Raw genomic sequence first — 14,791 nt, forward strand, 5'->3', positions numbered from 1 at the left:
TTAACCCTTAAGCGCCAGGATGCGCCTGGCACCGTTGAGTACGATAATCCCCGCAATGCTGCCGATGATCAGGTCCGGGTAATTGGAGCCAGTCCACGCGACCAGGGCGCCAGCGGTAATGACCCCCAGATTGATCACCACATCGTTGGCTGAGAATATCCAGCTCGCCTTCATGTGCGCCCCACCCTCCCGATGTTTGGATATCAGCAGCAGACAGGTGGTATTGGCGATCAATGCAATGAACGCAATCCCCATCATTACCAGCGACTCCGGCTCACTGCCGAAGACAAAGCGCCTCACCACCTCTGCAAGTACGCCTACAGCCAGTATCAGTTGGAGTACGCCCGCGAGATGCGCCGCACGCACCTGCATTTTCACGCTATGCCCAACCGCATACAGCGCGAGCCCATACACGGCCGCGTCGGCAAAATTGTCCAGGGATTCTGCAATCAGGCCGGTGGAGTGCGCGATCAGGCCGGCCGTCATTTCCACCACAAACAGGACGGCATTGATACCGAGCAACCAACGCAGGGTGCCGGACTCCTGCTCGGCAGAGATAGCCGTATCCCCGACCGCCTTAATTGACTCAGGGTCGGCAGCGGCCGTTTCCTGAAGCGAAGCTCCCAGCCCGAGGGTCGCCAGCTTCGCGGTGATAGGCTCAGCCTCGCCATCGTGCACAACCTTCAACTGCCGATCAGACAGCTCAAAGGACAGCCCGCGAATGTCTTCAAAACCGTTCAGGGCCAGGCGAATCATCCGTTCCTCCGAAGGACAATCCATCTTCGGTACGGTATACACACTGATCCAGTTGCCGGACGCTTCAGAGGCCTTCGACCCGGTGTTACCCTCTGCGGGTGTTGTGTCGCAGCCACAGGCGTCTTCACAGGATTTACTCATGATACGGCTCCACTTGCGTATTGTCGGATTATGATTTAAAACCATATAGCCACTATAAGGTCAATAGAGCAGATACCATTTGTTGAGGAGACACCCGATGCGCATTGGTCAGTTGGCGCGGTCCGTAGGGGTTGACACCCAGACCATCCGTTTCTATGAGCGAGAGGGCTTGTTACCACCGCCGGATCGTCAGGACAACGGCTACCGTATTTACACTGAACGGCATGTTGAGCGACTGGCCTTCATCCGGCGCTGCAGAATACTTGAGCTGTCACTCGCTGAAATTCACGAGTTACAGCGTTATCAGGGCGCGCCCCATCAGCCTTGCAGGGCCATCAACACCTTGCTTGATGATCACATCGCTCAGGTACGGTCTCAGATAACCGATCTGCAGGTACTGGAGAAACAACTTGTGTCGCTGCGAGCAAGTTGTAACGATGATCGGGAAATTGAGGCCTGCGGGGTTCTCGAAGGGCTCAGCGAAGGAAACATGCAGCAGTAGCCTGAAGCACTTATGCTCAGTATTAGGGTAGCCAGCGCGGAAAGATCAAGATACTTGCGTAGGTGCTGAACATCCGCTCCCTGGCAGAGTTTTTCGGCAACACGGAGCCTGAGTAGCCGGCAGATGGAGCAAGCACCTCATCATCTCCTGTTTCGTTGAAAAGGCTGCATCAACTGCTGCCAGTAGTTCGTTGGGTAATTCGGCTCTGAAGCAATACCGAGATCCTTAGTGCCGATCGTTCGCTCGGAATCGAAGTAAGCCGTGCCTAAAAAGCGATCAGTCAAGGTGGTAAAAAGCCCGAAGTTCACATCACCCTCTTTTGCCGTATTCAAATGATGGAAACGATGTACGGAGTTGATTGCGAGAACCTTTTTCAGCGGTCCGGTAAAATACGCTACATTCGAGTGTTGCAGTAGCAACTGGAGCACAACTGCAACCACCAACAACATCAGGACATTCTGCGGTACTCCTATAATGAGCAATGGTGTCGTTCCGGCAACTGTTTCTATAGATTGATGCAGTGGATGTTTCATAAGCCCATTAAAGCCGTACAACCGTTTTACGCTGTGATGAACAGCATGTAGGCGCCACAGAAACCGGAGGCGATGACTCGCAAAATGCGCCAGGGTGATACCGATATCAGAAATGAGGATTGCCAACAGCAATTGGAAAACCAGTGGCCAGCTGGAAGGCCAGATCGGTGCCAAAACGAGCAATCCTGCAATTAATGGGAGTACAGCTATGCCAATAACATTAAGCGACTCGTTCATGAGTGCATGGAGCATATCGCGCCGCTGATCCTGTTGAGGCTCATTAAACGCCCGATCATAGGGGATAAGTCTTTCAGTGGCGAAAGAAATCCCTATAAACACCAGGATCAAAAACCCCAGCCAACCGGCGTTGAAACCTTCGGCAACGAGATAGACAGCAACACCATTACCCACGAGCAAAAACAACGGCAAATACAAAAGCCTAACTAACCACATTACGTTACGAATCATTCCAACAGTCCTCGCTAACTAGAGCGTTCAGCATCTCACGGATGCACGCAGCCAAATTGAACGAAAGAGCTGATTATTTGGATAAAAGCCGTTGAATAACCGTTGGGGAAACGCCAAATGCCTCAGTAACAGACCTGCAGAAATGGGCTTGATCAGAAAATCCCGAAGCAATTGCTGCATCAGTAAGTGACATCTCGCGCGATAACTCAAACCCGGTTAGTAGCTTTAGCCACTTTCTATAGCTGCGCAAAGGTAAACCGGTACATTCGGTAAACCAGTGGGAAAAATGGCTTGGAGAAAGGCAAACCATTTTCGCCAACTCGGCTCGTGAGACTGATCGTCCTCCCGATGCTTCGGCATTCAATGCTTCTAAAACGTCGCTCAACCTGCTCTTTGGACCAGATGGCTTACTACCCCGGTATTGTCGCTCGAAAGCTTTCAGTGCAATTAACAGGTTTTCGGTGCCAGTAAAGCGAGACAAACACTCCGTAATGAAATCCTCTTCGAGTGCCCGGATGGATCGCTTCGACGGGTTTTTGATATAAGGCAGTAAAGCATTGCAGACATCAAGGTTTGGATCGATGTAAATACACAGTACCCTGGACAGTTTTAATTGATGGGTAACTCCAGCTGGTATCCACAACCCCCTTCTCTCGCACCGTGTTTCACCGGACATGACTTCAACGCTTGCGTCTAAACCGATCACGATTTGATGAGCCCAATGTTTATGGGGCTTATTGTCTCCCGACTCTCCATGGAAGGCGCCCATGCCTGGCTTTATCGCTACGGAGCCGAGCCATGGGTTCAATAAAGTCTTTGGTTTGGTCATCGCCTCATCTCTGCAAAGACAGACTTTCAGTCGGAGTGACCCTCGGTCAGTTCCGAATCCCGTCAATGGCACGGATCATCAAATCCACCATGGCCGGGCTGTCCCATTCCGCGGCACCGACCAGGCGGCCAATTTCGCGACCGTCATGATCAAGCAGCAGCGTTGTAGGAACACCTTCTATGCCTAGCGTTGAGGTCGCCAGTGTGGACGGATCAATATACTGGCGAAGATGCTGAATGCTTGTTTCCCGGTAGAATTTTTCAACAACGCTGATGCCTACGTGGTCAACGGACAGCGCGACCACTTCAAATTGCTCGCCGCCCAGTTTAGCCTGGAGTGAGTCAAGCGTCGGCATTTCCTCACGGCAGGGTGCGCACCAGGTCGCCCAGATATTGAGCAAAATCGCCTTACCCTTAAAGTCAGCCAGTGTCAGCGGCCTGCCGTTTTCGTCTTCAAAAGCCAGCTCGGGCAGAGTGCGAGGGGACTCCCAGATCAGGAACCCCTGGGGCCCCACGGACTTCGGAACCTTCCCTGCAGCCATAACTTGAGCGGCTATGGAAATAGCAAGCGCAAAAAGGACTACGGCGATTCCCCGGGCGGCAGATATGCGCTGGTGACTCATTGGACATTACTCCTGATTACAGTGGTCGGTTTGTTGCCGGCATGGTGCCCCACGCGTTACTCACTCTGTAACAGCTCTTCAATTCGCCCGTGCAGTCGGCCCCAGAACCCATCATCGGCTGCCGCGTTGGGGCCTTTGGCAATGGCCGTCAGGTAGGTCACCAGGTGTTCAGGCTTGAATTTCAATCCATGGAACCGGGCCCGCATCTGCCCTTCCGGGTCAATCACGTGGGTTACCACACCATGGACCTGTACACCCTCACCCGTATCCCTGAACTGAACGCCGTAGGCTTTAGCAAGTTCTGGTGTCAGTTCAGGTGGTTCCATCCTGGCTCGGTAGAGGAATTGCCAGTTGCGGGGATTCAGATCGAAATTCTCGCCGTAGGCACGCATGTTTCTCCGGGTGCCTGCAACATCTTCCCGGTCCGTGGCAATGGTGATGAACACCACCTCTTCACTCAGCCCTTCTTCTTCAACCCCGGTTTGCAACTGCCGGATCAGGTTCATATGCAAAGGGCAGGCCTCGGTACAGCGCGTGTAGAGAAAGTTAAGCACAACGGTTTTGCCGTTTAAGTCGGCAAGGGCAAGGGTATTGCCATCAACGCCTGTAAGATCAAATTCAGGGGCCGGCTGATCCACAAACTGGGCATACCGCTCTTTCTCGTTCAACGAGGCCTCCACATCTTCCATGGAATGGGCCATGGCATTGGTGCTGACCTGGGCAACCATGGCAATCAGCAATTCTGAATACACTGTTCACAGTCATTCTCCATTTGAGTTGTTTTCCGAAGGGAGTCCCGGTTTATTGTGGCTTGATATCGTCCAGATTCAGCGCAACGGGCAGGTCAGCTGGTGCCAGGCAAACGCCCTCGTCACTGCAGGCCTGTACCCGTACCGTCATGTCTAGCTTGCCTGCCTCTTTCAGCGCGGCGGTCTGTTTTTCGTCTGGCAGCAGCCGGATACTCGCACCGTCGTCGTACACCTCCAGGGCGGTGTCACCCAGTGTGATGTCACTGACCCTGCCGCGGGGGTACTGGGTCGGGATGTCAAGCGACTGACCGTTGACCGAAGAACTGGCGACGGTGGGAATCAGTAACTCCATGGAGGCCGGGTTGGCGTTCACGTGCCAGCCCGATTCAATGTCCAGTGTCAGAATAATTTCACCGGTCTCCCCTATCAGGGCTTTGCCGCCTTCCGCAAGATTGAGGCGGACCTTATCGGAAGAATCTGCCAACCCCGTGCGGGCAACTGGCGCCTGGGGGTCGGAATTGGCTCGTTCGGTCTGGGCCGAGCCAGGAGCGTTTCCGGAATTGGTACCGATCAACGTGAACGCCGCGATCGCGATCAGAAAAACCGCTACGCCGGTCAGCAATACTTTGGTTCGGGTTGTCATGGTTCATCTCCAGTAGCTAGCGTTGTGAGTTCTCGGTGCGGTTGATCGCCTCGACCAGGCTGTCGGTATCAAATAGCCCAGTGAAACGGGCGACAACGGTGCCGTCAGCGTCAAAAATCGCCGCAAAAGGTAAAGCCTGCCCTCCCGTTGCGGTTAACAATGCGTCTTTTTCGGGATCGCTTGCTGTCACATCAACCTGAATCGGCACCATGCCGGCCCGCGCTACGGCTTCAGCCACAGCGGGCTCTTTATACACGGTGCGCTCCAGGACCTTGCAGTTGATGCACCAATCGGCAGTGAACTCCAGCAAATACGGTGTGTCCCGGGCTTTTGTGTCCGCCAGGAGTTCTGCGGAGTAGGGCTGCCAGACAAGTTCGTCTTCGCCGCTGCCCAACGGAGATGCGAATACCACTGTCACCGCAAGGGCAAGGCCTGTCGCCGTTGCAGTGATCACGCGAACGGCACCGCTCCCCTGAACGAAACGACGGAGACCCCAGACCAGCACCAGCGCCAGCCAGGCCCACCACAGCCAGGGGTATACCGCTTTGGGCACCAGGCTCGCGCTGAAAAAGACGGCGGCGGCCAGCAATATCAGCGCGAGCACTTCTCGAATGGCCAGAGTCCAGGGCCCCGCCTTGGGCAACCGGCTCAGCCACTTGGGTTTGAGGATCAGTGCCGCGTAGGGCAGCGACAACCCCAGCCCGATACTGCCGAATATCCCCATAGTTACCGGCGCCGGCTGGGTAACGGCAAAGGCTAGGACTCCACCCAGGAAAGGACCAGCACAAGGTGCAGCCAAAACCGCACTCAATAACCCCGATAAGAATGCTTCAGAGTAACGCCGGCCATGGGCCGAGGCGGCGAACGACGGGATCGGAATGGGCAAATCCAGCCACGTGACCACCGCAAACCCGACCAGCAAGGCAACAAGGATACCAACGAACACCGCGGACTGAAACAAAGTGCCCCAGCTCCACTGAAGAAATGCGGTCAATCCGCCCAGCGTCAAGAAAAACGCGAGTGTTCCTGCGGTGAACGCCAATGCGGCCAGCACGCGGTGCGATCGTTGGCTGCCCGCCTCTCGTAAGATAGTCCGGACCTTAATAGGAATCGCGGGCAAAACGCAGGGCGTCAGGTTGAGCAGCAAACCTGCCACTGTCGCCATTAAGAGCTGGCTGGCGATGAGTAAAGAGGGAATGTGATCGATCATTCAGCTATTCCAGCCCTTCCCACGATTCCCGACTGAAACGTCCGGTCTGACCCCGCCATTGGCCGCTTGCATCCTTAAACAGAAGGTTGTTTGAGTGCTCATATCTCTTCTCCATATAGACGCCGCCAATATTAACAGGAGCGAGAGCCACAGCAACGCATCGCTTTCCCGGCTTGTGAGCTTTTTTCTTGATAGCCAATTGCCACATGTAGACAAATCCCTTCCTCCTCATCCGATTTAAAATCTGCTCGCTGTCATGTACCCAAGCGATGATACTGCCGAATTCGACGAAGCAGGAGCAAGCCGAGTCCGAGTGCGATCACGCCAAGGACAGGCCAATCCCGCCAGCGCACATAAGGGGTTGCGCCAGTTCTGGGGGTCACTTCGGCACTGAGGGTGGCTACGCGGAATTGAGGAGCGCGTGTAAGAACCTTTCCCTCGTAGCTGACAGCTGCTGTGATACCCGTGTTCGTGGCTCGCAGTAGGTCACGTCCGGTTTCGATGGCACGCATGCGGACCATCTGAAAGTGCTGGAAAGGGCCGAGCGAGCTGCCGAACCAGGCATCGTTACTGACATTCACCAGCAACTGCGCTTCGGGCAGAAACTCCGTGACTTCAGCACCAAAGACCGCCTCGTAGCAGATGAGTGCCCCTACAGGCACCCCTGCTGCCTTCAGGACGTGCGCTTCCCGTCCCGGTGTGAAATCGGACATGGGCGCCCCGAGCACGTCGAGGGACGAACCCAAAAACTCCCGAAACGGAACATACTCACCGAAGGGCACCAGGTGACGTTTGTAGTAGAAGCCTGAGGGATCGGAGAGGCTTGTCACCGCGTTGTAGGTGCGACCGTCCTCCTCGCGTATCGGGACGCCAATCATCAACGAGGTGCCTGCCTGATCGGCTAACGCCTTAAGCTCAGCAAGATATTCTCTAGCCTCGTCATGCCACATCGGGATTGCCGTTTCTGGCCAAATCACAATGTCGGCCCCGAGATGCTGCTTCGTAAGCGCCTGATAACGGTCCAGCGTGATTCCCCGTGAATCCGGGTCCCATTTTCTGTCTTGCGCGATGTTTCCTTGCAAGAGGGCAATATTGATAGGATCAGCGGCTGGCTGCGTCCACTCATGATCCAGGAGCTGCAAGCTGGCAAGAGTAGCGGTTAACACGGCACCGGCTACCGCTGCACGGCGCAGGCTTGGATTTAAAACAACCCAAGCCAGGCCGCCAGCGAGCAAGGCCACCAGAAAACTCACGCCAAGCACACCAAAGACAGGCGCGATAGTGGCGAGTGTGGTGTCGGTCTGGCTGTAGCCGACAAAGAGCCAGGGAAAGCCGGTTAAGAACCAGGTGCGCATCCATTCACTCAACACCCATGTCGCTGGTAGCCCTAGCCAGAGGGCCGTCGCATCCATCTCAGGGTGCAGGCGGCGTACGAGGTACGCGACGCCCCATGGAAAGAGGGCAAGCAGCGAGACAAAGGCCGCTGTAGCTAACATCCCCACCACGGGGCCATTGCCGTACTGGCTGATGCTGACGAAGACCCAGGAGACACCTACACCGAAGTAACCAAGGCCAAAGAAGTAAGCCGACCATAACGCCTGACGCTTTGAAGGTTGCGCGGTCAGGACAAACAATGCGGCCAGAGCGACCACCGCAAGCCATGCCCAACCAAAAGGGGCAAAGGCAAGCGGCATGGCGCCTCCGGCAAGCAAAGCCATCACCCTCGTTACAAGAGTCTTGTAGCGCATTCCCGTGGATAGGTCGAAGAGTAGCGCGCACTTATCACCCAATGCTCTCGCCTCCGAAATCAAGATCAACCCTGTGGCTCATGCCTTTTTTTGCTCCGCTCAATTCAGTCCGCAGCCACATGGGCCATCACAAGATTTACTCATGACACGGCTCCACTTGAACAATATGGTGTTACCATTCAAAACCATATAGTAGCTATAAGGTCAACAGGGTAGAGAATACGTTGAGGAGAAGCATGATGCGCATTGGACAGTTGGCACGGTCAGTAGGGGTCGATACTCAGACTGTCCGATTCTACGAACGGGAGGGCTTGTTGCCACCGCCAGATCGGCAGGAAAACGGTTACCGTGTCTATACCGAGAAGCATGGTGAGCGACTGGCTTTCATCCGTCGCTGCAGGATCCTCAACTTGTCACTGGCTGAAATTCAAGAATTACAGCACTATCAGGGCGCGCCCCATCAGCCTTGCAGGGCCATCAACGCCTTACTTGATGATCACATCGCTCATGTACGGTCTCAGATAACCGATCTGCAGGTATTGGAGAAACAACTCGTGTCGCTGCGAGCGAGTTGTAACGATGATCGGGAAATTGAGGCCTGTGGGGTTCTCGAAGGACTCAGCGAAGGGAGCGTGCAGTAGTAGCCTGAAGCATTAACCACCCGCTTTTTCCCTTGCGTGAACCCAGTCAGTCCGGAACCCCGGCAATGGCCCGGGTCATCAAGTCCACCATGGCTGGACTGTCCCATTCCGCAGTACCAACCAGGCGGCCAATTTCACGACCGTCATGGTAAATCAGCAGCGTTGTAGGAACACCTTCTATGCCCAGTGTTGAGGTCGCCAGTGTGGACGGATCAATATACTTGCGAAGGTGCTGGATGCCTGTTTCCAGGTAGAATTTTTCGACAACGCTGATGCCTGCGTGGTCAACAGACAGCGCGACCACTTCAAATTGCTCGCCGCCCAGTTGAGCCTGAAGTGAGTCCAGCGTCGGCATTTCCTCACGCCAGGGCAGGCACCAGGTCGCTCAGATATTGAGCAAAATCGCCCTGCCCTGAAAATCAGCCAGTGTCAGGGGCTCGCCGTCCTATTAGTTAGTTAGCTCTATGCTATTTCCCTACCCAAGGAGTAATCATTAGGCCAGTGAGGTTGCTCCTCCATATAGACCTGACATCAACCAGATAATCCGCTGTAGTGAGGGGTTGGTTGCGGCCTTGTGTTACGAACCAATCAACCAAAAAATCCGGGTACCCGTTTATCCCATGCAGCTGGCAACCTGGCTAGAAAGCGGACTTGTAATGGCACTGCATTGCTTCAAATGGTCAGTAGCTTGGCCGAACTGATTGATTCTCGCCGATGCTGAATGCCTATTGACAGTTGTCAATGCCATTCCAAAAGAGGGCATCAAAATATAGAAGGGTAACCTCATGTTCTAAAATAAATTTTTGACTAAACATTGCGTATTGATAAGACATAAGACATGGGAAAAGTGCTGGGCTAGGGAAACCAGCAGAAACCGTAGAGGAAAAAAAGGGCAGCTCAATACCCGAGCCGCCCACAGGGCCTAGAATGGTAACCGCGCTCATATCAGATAACCTTGATAAATACTGTATGTGCATACAGTAAACGAAATTACCGAATCAGGGTCAAAGGAAAAGTGTAACCAGCAGACAGGCGGGAATGATCATGTGCGGACGCTTCACCCAATACCAAACCCAGGTGCGCTACCTTGAGCGGCTGAACTGGCAAGCTCCACTGGCTTTCGAGCCCAGCGACGAACCCATAGACCGGTACAACGTCGCCCCCACCACCCATGTGCAGCTAATGCATTTGGATGAAGAAGGTCTGCGGATGAATGCAGTGCCGTGGGGCTACGCGCCACACTGGGCCCGCGGTAAAGGCAAGCGACCGCCTGCAATCAACGCGAGATTGGAAACGGCCGTCACCAGCAAATACTGGTCAGCCGCGTGGAAGAATGGCCGTTGCCTGGTACCGGCAGACGGCTGGTATGAATGGGTCAAGGATCCGGACGACTCAAAGCGCAAGCAACCCTACTACATCAAGCTCATATCCAATGAGCCCATGTTCTACGCAGCCATAGGCCAATTCCCACGCGACACAGACAGCGAGCCAGGCGATTCAGATGGCTTTGCGATAGTGACCACCGCGAGCGATAAAGGCATGGTTGACATTCACGACCGCGCACCTGTGGTACTACCGCCGGATGTTGCCAGGGAATGGCTGGAAAGTGGGCTGGCACCGGAGCGCGCAGAGGATCTTGCTCGGCATCACGCTGAGCAAATCGAATCGTTTGAATGGTATGAGGTGGGGAAGCAAGTGGGTAATGTGAAGAATAAGGGTTCGGATATGATCAGGCCGGGCCAGCCTTAGGGGCTAAGCGCACTTCAAATGTATGCACACTGTTGCATCACTTTTCGATAGCGCCATTGTTGATTGACCTCGCAGGTCCCGAGCATTATGGTCTGGATTGGGTCAACTCAACCTGAAGAACATCACGATGGTTATTGCTCAAGAACATAGCCCGTCTAGCGCGAACACGAAGCACATGATTGGTTTGCGCGCGGCCGTTACTGTCCTTGAGCGCTGGAAAGCAAACCGTAACCAGATCCAGCAGGTGTTACGAATTTCCCGGGCTACTCTGCTCCGAGCAAAGGGCGAAGCAACCGCGTCGCGGCTGGACTGTGACCAGCTTGAACGCATCAGCATAGTGCTGAACATGCACGCAACCATGCGCACCGTGTTCGAAAATCCAGCAAACGTCTATGGATTTATGGGCCGCCCAAATGACAATGAATTTTTTAATGGGCGGGTACCGTTGGACCTCATATCACGGGGCAGTATGCTGACGCTTATTGAAACGTATCGCCGAGTTGATAGCCTGCGCAATGGTCTCTGGTAACGCTTGAGTAGCCAGACGCAGTGTATCTAGCAAGTGGTGGCAGCGGCTAAAGAGGATAATCAGGCACTCACACACAGGCGGCCGATGTGTACCACTGTTGAGCTCCAACACTTGGACTGCCTCGTGTTTCCTCATCGGTATGCACAGCGAAAGTCCATCTCCTACTTCTCCCCGTCCAGCATCCGTATGAATCGCCCCTAGTTTCGTAGACACCTCCAGGCCTTATAATCGAGGCACCCAGGAGGTCCAATGAGCAACCCACTTTATACCGAAGAATTTAAAATTGAAGCCGTCAAACAGGTGGCTGATCGTGGCCATTCCGTTGCGGAGGTCGCCGCTCGATTAGGAGTGTCGGCACACAGCCTGTATCAATGGCTCAAGCGCTATGATAAGCCCACTGCCCAGCGACAGCAGGATGATGATCTCCAGGCTGAAAACCGGCGATTGAAGGCCGAGCTCAAACGCGTATCGGAAGAGCGAGATATATTAAAAAAGGCCACCGCGTACTTCGCCAGAGAGTCCGACTGAGGTACGCGTTTATTCAGAGTCAAGTGGACAACTATCCCGTGCGCCGCCTGTGCAAGATGATGACCGTGCACCCCAGTGGTTACTATGCCTGGTGTCGCAACAAGCTGTCTGATCGGGCTCGTGAAGACCAGCGTCTGCTAGGCCAGATTAAACATTCATGGCTTGAGAGCGGCGGTGTGTATGGCTATCGCAAAATTCATCTGGATCTTCGTGAAGCTGGTGAGGCTTGCGGTAAGCACAGGGTAGCCCGTCTCATGCGCTGCGAGGGGTTGCGCTCACAGACGGGTTATCGCCGCCGCCCCGGTCATTACAGTGGCAAGCCTGCGGTGGTTTCACCCAATCACTTGGATCGCCAATTCGATGTAGCGGCGCCCAATGTTGCATGGGTGACAGACATAACTTACATCCGCACCTACGAAGGCTGGTTGTATTTGTCCGTTGTGATCGACCTGTTCTCTCGTCAGGTCGTCGGTTGGTCAATGAAGCCGCGCATGACGTCTGACTTGGCGCTAGACGCGCTGTTAGCAGCAGTCTGGCGTCGTAAACCACAAGGCTGTGTCATGGTTCATTCGGACCAGGGCAGTCAATTTAGTAGCGGTGACTGGCAAAGCTTCCTGAAAGCGAATCACCTGGTGGGTAGCATGAGCCGCCGCGGGAACTGCCATGACAACGCAGTCGCTGAAAGCTTTTTTCAGTTACTCAAACGGGAGCGAATCAAGCGGCAGATCTATCCAACACGCGAGGCTGCAAGACAAGACGTGTTCAATTACATTGAGATGTTTTATAACCCAAAGCGCCGGCACGGAACGAGTGGTGACCTGTCACCGGTCGAGTACGAAAAGCGTCATTACCAGAGTCTGGCGAGTGTCTAGAATACTGGGGGCGATTCAGTACTCAGGCCGCACTCATATCTCTGTTCAGGCTCAGCCGGCGCTCTGCCTTGTATGCCCTGACCTGCTGTATGTAAGCCAACTTTGACGGTACTGACGCCATGCGGTGCCGACAACAGCCGCCAACATCGAAGCCCTTGCGCAAGCTGTGAGACGCGAGTCCAATTAGCGAGCTGTTAGGTCCAGACATTAAAGTCCGTGTATACGGGCATGGAGCAGACGTCGAGCGTGCCGACAGCTGAGCTGGTGATAGGCAGCCATGATAAACTTTGGTTTTTATCAAGGATGATCAATGTATGGTCAAAAAAAGGTGGAGCATCCCTAAGCAGCCAAAAAAGCAAGCTAAAGGGACAAAAGTCGAGACATCAATTGCACCATTAGTTAACTGGCTCCCTAGAGTTCTGCTTTTAATAAATGGATTGCTAACCGGAGCTGGGTATTTATTTCTTGCTGGGTATCTTAGCAAACTTGGGATAGAGATGGGCGAGCTGGAAATTAGCCTTCCTACGCTGTTGCTACACGGGTACGTATTTCTATTAGAGTCGATGATGAAAGGAAGCGTATGGGTGGTTAACATTGCCATTCCTATTGTTTCGCTAGTAGTTGCATTTTTGTTCTACCCTCCATACCAATCGATGTACCCTGCTTGGTCAATAACTGAACGTATTTGGGGAGCCACCTGCGTTGCACTCCCGCTGACCATGCTTCTTGTCATGGGTCCCAGCTGGACCATCATCGCAGGAAGCGAAAAAGCAGAAAAAAACACTTTGGTAAGCCTTGGAATTTCTCAACCAGACGACCTGCTAAGGGAGCACACCGTTGCCACGGAGGATGGAAATATCACTGGCACACTAGTGATCGCGGACAAAGGTTTTATCTACCTGCGGTCTGACAATAGTATCTACAAGATCTCCAACACAACTGGCCAAGTAGCTCGACGGATTGACTTTAGCTCATCCGAATCTGCTACCGAGAGCAGCGGGGCTGGCGAATGAAGTACATCTCAGCGTCACCGCCTCATAACCTCATTAGAGGAACACTAGCCCGACAGGCGGCCCAAACATACATTGCAAGTCTGCTCCTAGACGCTAGTGAGCATGCCGGTGCTTTTGAAGGCGAAGAGCTGACCGAAGCTGAGCGCGAAATCGCCCGAGCCGAAATCGAGCGCATCGGAATGGAGATTCTGCACCGCTACAAGTGCGAGTTGTAGCGGTTACTCCCGCACTATTGCTTCTTGGCTAGGACTTTCCTCCCGATTGTTCAGCTGCTGCTCCCGGTCAATACACCAATACCGCAGTCCGGCAATTGCTCGCCCAGGTAGCCAAAACCAGTCGCACAGACATGTGCCACCGAAAAAGCGCTGGAAAAAGAAACCATAACATTGAAAAGCTCGTATAGCAGATTGAGCCCAGCGACACGGAAGATCAGGGCGCGAGCGACGCAGAGCATTGGCGGACACGGTTGCGGTAAGAGTGCGCTAGGTCAGATGGAAAGCAGTCATGCCCAGAAAGCTGCGGAGACCTCTCTCTTCTCTGTCCATCGCTGGTCAGAGTGTTTCCGGGCGCTGAAAAGCTGGCTCCAGGTATCCGCCTTTGCGGCAAATCAATCATCGGTTATTCACTCGTTGTGCATTCGACAAAATGGCTTATCTTGGTGTTATCCAAAAATTCAGTTGGTGGTGCCTATGATTGATCTACCCGAGCACTTCAAAGCCATTCCTGTTCTCTCAACGAACGTAAGTTTCTGGCAGGCTGCGGAGAGCATGGCGGAACTGAAAGAAATCGAACGCATTGCCATGATCCGGAAAGGGCTGCCCCCAGAAACAATCCAGATGACCCTAGTAGCTCTCAACATAAATCAGAATATGTTGTGTAGAGCGTTAAATCTGGCTATTGCGACAGTGAAACGTAGGCTAAAGGACGGGAAGCCGCTAGATTCTATGGCTTCTGAGCGCATTGTGCGATTGATGCAGGTTGCTCTACTAGCGCGTGTTCTATTCGAGCGAGACGAGTACGCGGCACAATGGCTATCGACTCCAAACGATGCTCTGGGAGGCGAGCCTCCGGTTAGCTTGTGTGATACAGAGCTCGGGGGGAGGCAGGTACGTCGCATCCTGCACGCAATCGAGTCAGGAAGCGCGGCGTGAGGCATCGTATATGGGCAAATCTAGCGCCCTTAATAGACAATCTGACCTGTGCGATTAGCCTCGCGGTCTATCCACTGAATGCAATGGAGAGGAGATGGAGAATGACG

The 14,791-nt window shown here is 53.9% G+C and carries 16 protein-coding genes; 7 read left to right on the top strand and 9 right to left on the bottom strand.

Annotated features, from left to right (window positions below):
• Nucleotides 1–897, bottom strand: coding sequence for a cation transporter (locus tag EAO82_RS15290; RefSeq protein WP_096346792.1), 897 nt, complete (start codon nt 895–897; stop codon nt 1–3).
• A 97-nt stretch (nt 898–994) separates the two neighbouring features.
• Between EAO82_RS15290 and cadR (EAO82_RS15295) the strand changes: the two genes are divergently transcribed.
• A complete protein-coding gene (gene cadR / locus EAO82_RS15295) occupies nt 995–1,399 on the top strand; it encodes a Cd(II)/Pb(II)-responsive transcriptional regulator (protein WP_096346791.1) in 405 nt (134 codons plus the stop codon).
• Nucleotides 1,400–1,539: 140 nt separating this feature from the next.
• On the opposite strand, the gene EAO82_RS15300 is transcribed toward cadR (EAO82_RS15295), so the two are convergent.
• From EAO82_RS15300 to lnt, 7 genes are all read right to left on the bottom strand, one after another.
• Nucleotides 1,540–2,400, bottom strand: a complete 861-nt coding sequence (locus EAO82_RS15300; RefSeq protein ID WP_096346790.1) for a sterol desaturase family protein — start codon at nt 2,398–2,400, stop codon at nt 1,540–1,542.
• Nucleotides 2,401–2,473: 73 nt separating this feature from the next.
• The gene (locus EAO82_RS15305) at nt 2,474–3,229 is read right to left on the bottom strand and encodes an AraC family transcriptional regulator (protein WP_096346789.1); all 756 of its coding nucleotides are present in this window, start codon (nt 3,227–3,229) and stop codon (nt 2,474–2,476) included.
• Nucleotides 3,230–3,275: 46 nt separating this feature from the next.
• Entirely contained in the window at nt 3,276–3,851 is a 576-nt protein-coding gene (locus EAO82_RS15310) for a TlpA family protein disulfide reductase (RefSeq protein ID WP_096346788.1), read from the bottom strand.
• Between the two features lie 56 nt (nt 3,852–3,907).
• On the bottom strand, nt 3,908–4,591 hold the full coding sequence (locus tag EAO82_RS15315; protein WP_218838613.1) for an SCO family protein: 684 nt from the start codon (nt 4,589–4,591) through the stop codon (nt 3,908–3,910).
• A gap of 61 nt (nt 4,592–4,652) precedes the next feature.
• Entirely contained in the window at nt 4,653–5,243 is a 591-nt protein-coding gene (locus EAO82_RS15320; RefSeq protein WP_096346787.1) for a protein-disulfide reductase DsbD domain-containing protein, read from the bottom strand.
• A gap of 16 nt (nt 5,244–5,259) precedes the next feature.
• A complete protein-coding gene (locus EAO82_RS15325) occupies nt 5,260–6,450 on the bottom strand; it encodes a protein-disulfide reductase DsbD family protein (protein WP_096346804.1) in 1,191 nt (396 codons plus the stop codon).
• A 257-nt stretch (nt 6,451–6,707) separates the two neighbouring features.
• Entirely contained in the window at nt 6,708–8,171 is a 1,464-nt protein-coding gene (gene lnt, locus EAO82_RS15330; RefSeq protein WP_090276640.1) for an apolipoprotein N-acyltransferase, read from the bottom strand.
• A 269-nt stretch (nt 8,172–8,440) separates the two neighbouring features.
• Here lnt and cadR (EAO82_RS15335) point away from each other — a divergent pair, with 269 nt between their 5' ends.
• Nucleotides 8,441–8,842 (top strand): Cd(II)/Pb(II)-responsive transcriptional regulator, encoded by a 402-nt coding sequence (cadR, locus tag EAO82_RS15335; RefSeq protein WP_022964291.1) that lies wholly within the window; start codon nt 8,441–8,443, stop codon nt 8,840–8,842.
• 46 nt (nt 8,843–8,888) lie between these two features.
• Here the strand turns inward: cadR (EAO82_RS15335) and EAO82_RS20885 are convergent, their stop codons facing one another.
• Nucleotides 8,889–9,197 (bottom strand): TlpA family protein disulfide reductase, encoded by a 309-nt coding sequence (locus EAO82_RS20885; RefSeq protein ID WP_231703223.1) that lies wholly within the window; start codon nt 9,195–9,197, stop codon nt 8,889–8,891.
• 689 nt (nt 9,198–9,886) lie between these two features.
• Between EAO82_RS20885 and EAO82_RS15345 the strand changes: the two genes are divergently transcribed.
• The 5 genes from EAO82_RS15345 to EAO82_RS15365 all read left to right on the top strand — a co-directional run bounded on the left by EAO82_RS15345 (nt 9,887) and on the right by EAO82_RS15365 (nt 14,684).
• Nucleotides 9,887–10,591: an SOS response-associated peptidase gene (locus tag EAO82_RS15345; RefSeq protein ID WP_096346803.1), complete on the top strand. Its 705-nt coding sequence runs from the start codon at nt 9,887–9,889 to the stop codon at nt 10,589–10,591.
• A gap of 133 nt (nt 10,592–10,724) precedes the next feature.
• Nucleotides 10,725–11,120 carry an antitoxin Xre-like helix-turn-helix domain-containing protein gene (locus tag EAO82_RS15350; protein WP_410402934.1) on the top strand — a complete coding sequence of 132 codons (396 nt, stop codon included), beginning with the start codon at nt 10,725–10,727 and terminating at the stop codon, nt 11,118–11,120.
• A gap of 249 nt (nt 11,121–11,369) precedes the next feature.
• Nucleotides 11,370–12,520, top strand: a protein-coding gene (locus EAO82_RS15355) for an IS3 family transposase (protein WP_096346784.1) whose coding sequence is annotated in 2 segments (ribosomal slippage) — nt 11,370–11,613 and nt 11,613–12,520 — 1,152 coding nt in all. Because the reading frame shifts where the segments join, the coding sequence is not laid out codon by codon here.
• 314 nt (nt 12,521–12,834) lie between these two features.
• Nucleotides 12,835–13,533, top strand: coding sequence for a hypothetical protein (locus EAO82_RS15360; protein ID WP_096346033.1), 699 nt, complete (start codon nt 12,835–12,837; stop codon nt 13,531–13,533).
• 689 nt (nt 13,534–14,222) lie between these two features.
• On the top strand, nt 14,223–14,684 hold the full coding sequence (locus EAO82_RS15365; protein ID WP_096346030.1) for an antitoxin Xre/MbcA/ParS toxin-binding domain-containing protein: 462 nt from the start codon (nt 14,223–14,225) through the stop codon (nt 14,682–14,684).
• The last annotated feature ends 107 nt before the right edge of the window (nt 14,685–14,791 follow it).

This window comes from Halopseudomonas pelagia (assembly GCF_009497895.1).
GTDB classification, from domain to species: domain Bacteria; phylum Pseudomonadota; class Gammaproteobacteria; order Pseudomonadales; family Pseudomonadaceae; genus Halopseudomonas; species Halopseudomonas pelagia_A.

What these genes read in the sequence shown, in the direction of transcription:
- cadR (WP_022964291.1), top strand. Translation starts at nt 8,441, where the DNA reads ATGCGCATTGGACAGTTGGCACGGTCAGTAGGGGTCGATACTCAGACT.
- EAO82_RS15290 (WP_096346792.1), bottom strand. Translation starts at nt 897, where the DNA reads ATGAGTAAATCCTGTGAAGACGCCTGTGGCTGCGACACAACACCCGCA.
- EAO82_RS15305 (WP_096346789.1), bottom strand. Translation starts at nt 3,229, where the DNA reads ATGACCAAACCAAAGACTTTATTGAACCCATGGCTCGGCTCCGTAGCG.
- EAO82_RS15320 (WP_096346787.1), bottom strand. Translation starts at nt 5,243, where the DNA reads ATGACAACCCGAACCAAAGTATTGCTGACCGGCGTAGCGGTTTTTCTG.
- cadR (WP_096346791.1), top strand. Translation starts at nt 995, where the DNA reads ATGCGCATTGGTCAGTTGGCGCGGTCCGTAGGGGTTGACACCCAGACC.
- EAO82_RS15310 (WP_096346788.1), bottom strand. Translation starts at nt 3,851, where the DNA reads ATGAGTCACCAGCGCATATCTGCCGCCCGGGGAATCGCCGTAGTCCTT.
- EAO82_RS15300 (WP_096346790.1), bottom strand. Translation starts at nt 2,400, where the DNA reads ATGATTCGTAACGTAATGTGGTTAGTTAGGCTTTTGTATTTGCCGTTG.
- EAO82_RS15365 (WP_096346030.1), top strand. Translation starts at nt 14,223, where the DNA reads ATGATTGATCTACCCGAGCACTTCAAAGCCATTCCTGTTCTCTCAACG.
- lnt (WP_090276640.1), bottom strand. Translation starts at nt 8,171, where the DNA reads ATGGCTTTGCTTGCCGGAGGCGCCATGCCGCTTGCCTTTGCCCCTTTT.
- EAO82_RS15360 (WP_096346033.1), top strand. Translation starts at nt 12,835, where the DNA reads ATGGTCAAAAAAAGGTGGAGCATCCCTAAGCAGCCAAAAAAGCAAGCT.
- EAO82_RS15345 (WP_096346803.1), top strand. Translation starts at nt 9,887, where the DNA reads ATGTGCGGACGCTTCACCCAATACCAAACCCAGGTGCGCTACCTTGAG.
- EAO82_RS20885 (WP_231703223.1), bottom strand. Translation starts at nt 9,197, where the DNA reads ATGCCGACGCTGGACTCACTTCAGGCTCAACTGGGCGGCGAGCAATTT.